Origin of the sequence: Carnobacterium sp., from assembly GCF_032094055.1 — a bacterium.
Taxonomy (GTDB): Bacteria; Bacillota; Bacilli; order Lactobacillales; family Carnobacteriaceae; genus Carnobacterium_A.
This window is the reverse complement of record NZ_DAMDAK010000043.1, coordinates 1,651-4,433: the sequence shown is the minus strand read 5'-3', so window position 1 is coordinate 4,433 and position 2,783 is coordinate 1,651. Positions and strand designations below refer to the sequence as shown.

The following is a 2,783-nucleotide window of genomic DNA, read 5'->3' as shown; positions in this document are numbered from 1 at the left end:
AATCAGCAAGCAAGCTGTTCCGCTGCTGGTCTTTTCAAAAAGCAGCTTCAACGCTTCAGCTGCATAACGAAAACCGCGTAGATTTTTTGTTTTGATAATAATCTCTTTTTGTTCAGTTGCCGTTAAAGTGAAACTATCGGGCTTCAAAGTGCGATCAAATTCATGAATCAATGACATCTCGGTTTCGCCGGAAAAGTCGCTTGGAACCAGTTCAAAAAGAGCGCTGTCTAGTTCGTCTCCAAATACATCTTGAAATGTTTCAAAGCGAAAAAATTTTCCGGAAAATTTAATTTTTATTGGATTTTTTGTAAAGAAAAGATAGGTACCTTTGGTGTAGACTTCTTGATAAGCAGAGAACTTTTGCAGTAAATTTTCCAACTTTTTTCCTCCTAATAAATAGGTTGTACTAAAAGATCGATTAGCCGTAGATTGACTAAACGAACTAATAGTCTGATAGAGATATATTCTATTTTACTAGAGTTTATCTCGTTTAAAAGACACAAACTATAGCAATATTAGGAGTAATTTAAGAATATTAGCGGGACCTAGACCATTCTTGCTTTTTTTAGTTGGATATAAAATACGAATCGCTTCAACCCAGTAATAAAATACAATAATCCTTTACAATTAACTGTAAAACGCTTACCATTGTTTAGTGTAAGCGAAAACAGTATATTTATGGAGGGCGACAATGAAAAACATCGGAATTTCTATTTATCCGGCCAAAAGTACGTTTGAAAAGGATAAAGAGTATCTAGACTTAGCAAGCCAATACGGCTATACACGCGTTTTTATGAGTTTATTGGAAGTAGAAGGCGATACCACTGAAGTTGTTGACAAATTTAAAAAAGTGATTCAATATGCAAGTTCAGTTGGAATAGAAACCGTTTTAGACATTAATCCAGGACTATTTGGACAATTGGGTGTCAGCTACGAAGACTTAAGCTTTTTTAAAGAGCTGAGTGCAAGTGCGATCCGCCTGGATTTAGGATTTACCGGTGCTGAAGAAGCGCGGATGACACAAAATCCGGAACAGCTGAAAATTGAAGTCAATATGAGCAGCGGAACGAAGTACATTGATAATGTGATGAGCAATCAACCGAATCGAGACTACTTAACAGCTTCTCATAATTTCTATCCACAGCTTTATTCTGGACTTTCTCAAGAACATTTTGAAAAGACTACAGCACAATTCAACCAATACAACCTTCATACAGCTGCCTTTATTACAGCAGAAAACGGAGAACTTGGTCCATGGCCAGTTCAAGAAGGGTTGTGTACATTGGAACAGCACCGTTATTTGCCAATCCATACTCAAGCGACTCATTATAAATTGATGGATTCAATTGATGATTTGTTGATTGGGAATGCATATGCAACAGAAGAGGAGTTAAAAGCTGTAGCTGAAGCTTATCTTGGAGCATATCCAGAATTAAAAATAGAATTTTCAGAAAATGCAACAGATTTAGAGAAAAAAGTTATTCTAGAAGAGATTCATAGTTACCGTGGAGATCGCTCAGAATATATGATTCGTTCATCTATGACGCGTATTAAATATAAAAATGAAGATTTTCCTGCTCACCAAACCGGTCTAATCAAAAAAGGTGATATCCTGATTTGTAATGATCAGTTTGGTCAATACAAAGGCGAAACGCAAATTGCCTTAAAAGAAATGAAAGATGATGGAACTCGAAATATTGTTGGTCATATCAAAGAAGAATCGGTATTCTTATTGGATTACTTACCGCCTTCAGCCAACTTCCGTTTTGTAGAGTAATTTAACTAAAGAAAAAAGATACTCCCATGTAAAATTGCTCTACAGCAAATTTTTACATGGGTATATTTGTCTAGCAAAGGAATCGCTAAAAAAACAAATGACATTTGGCCAAACTTATTATACTCTTTTAATGAAGTATAGTTTAGGAGGCATTTTGTTTTGAATAACATTAGTAAAGAAAAAACAAATTTTGAATTAACACCATCATTTATTCTTCTATTGGCAGTTTCCTGTGGGGTCGCAGTAGCTAGTTTGTATTATATCCAGCCTTTGGAATCTATGTTAGCAGTTGACTTTGGTGTATCAGTAGGAAATATTGGATTTGCTGCTATGCTGACTCAGATCGGTTATGCTTTGGGATTGTTTTTCATTGTGCCATTAGGAGATATTTTTGAACGACGCTCTTTGATTATTCGAATGCTGATACTGGTGGTTATTTCATTAATAGGTGTCACTGTTTCACGCCATTATGTATTTTTCGCGTGGGCTTTGTTTATCGTGGGCATCACTTCTATCGTACCGCAACTCATTATTCCGTATGCCGCACAACTTTCAAAACCAGAGAAAAGAGGCAGTGTGCTGGGAACAGTTATGGGAGGATTGTTAATCGGTATCTTGCTCTCTAGAACATTCAGCGGAATGATCGGCTCTGTTTTAGGCTGGCGTCCGGTTTACTTATTTGCGACAGGACTTATTTTGTTGTTGCTATTGATCATTCGGCTAACGTTTCCTAAAAGTTATCCAACAACTAAAGTATCTTATCTTTACCTGCTGCGTTCAATTCCTCAACTGATAAAGAACCAGCGAGTTTTGCAAGCATCAGCCGTTAACGGCTTTTTTATGTTTGGCTCGTTTAGTGTTTTTTGGACTTCGCTTATTTTCTTATTGGAATCACCGGAATACCATATGGGAACCAGAGAAGCTGGTTTAGTGGGTCTAGTCGGTGTGGTTGGTGCGCTAGCAGCTCCTATTATTGGGAAATTCAATGATAAAGGCGATCCTAGTG

At 36.9% G+C, this 2,783-nt stretch carries 2 protein-coding genes and 1 pseudogene; 2 read left to right on the top strand and 1 reads right to left on the bottom strand.

The window, feature by feature from the left end:
• A pseudogene (locus RT405_RS07935) lies at positions 1-378 on the bottom strand (hypothetical protein); the annotation flags it as partial.
• Between the two features lie 313 nt (positions 379-691).
• On the opposite strand from RT405_RS07935, the gene RT405_RS07930 reads away from it, so the two are divergent.
• Complete coding sequence (locus RT405_RS07930) at positions 692-1,777, top strand: MupG family TIM beta-alpha barrel fold protein (protein ID WP_313468990.1); 1,086 nt, start codon at positions 692-694, stop codon at positions 1,775-1,777.
• Positions 1,778-1,936: 159 nt separating this feature from the next.
• The coding region (locus tag RT405_RS07925; RefSeq protein WP_313468989.1) for an MFS transporter at positions 1,937-2,783 on the top strand (847 nt) is incomplete at its 3' end.

Bases quoted from the DNA above. Each gene is read 5' to 3' on its own strand.
- RT405_RS07930 (WP_313468990.1), top strand. From the start codon at position 692: ATGAAAAACATCGGAATTTCTATTTATCCGGCCAAAAGTACGTTTGAA.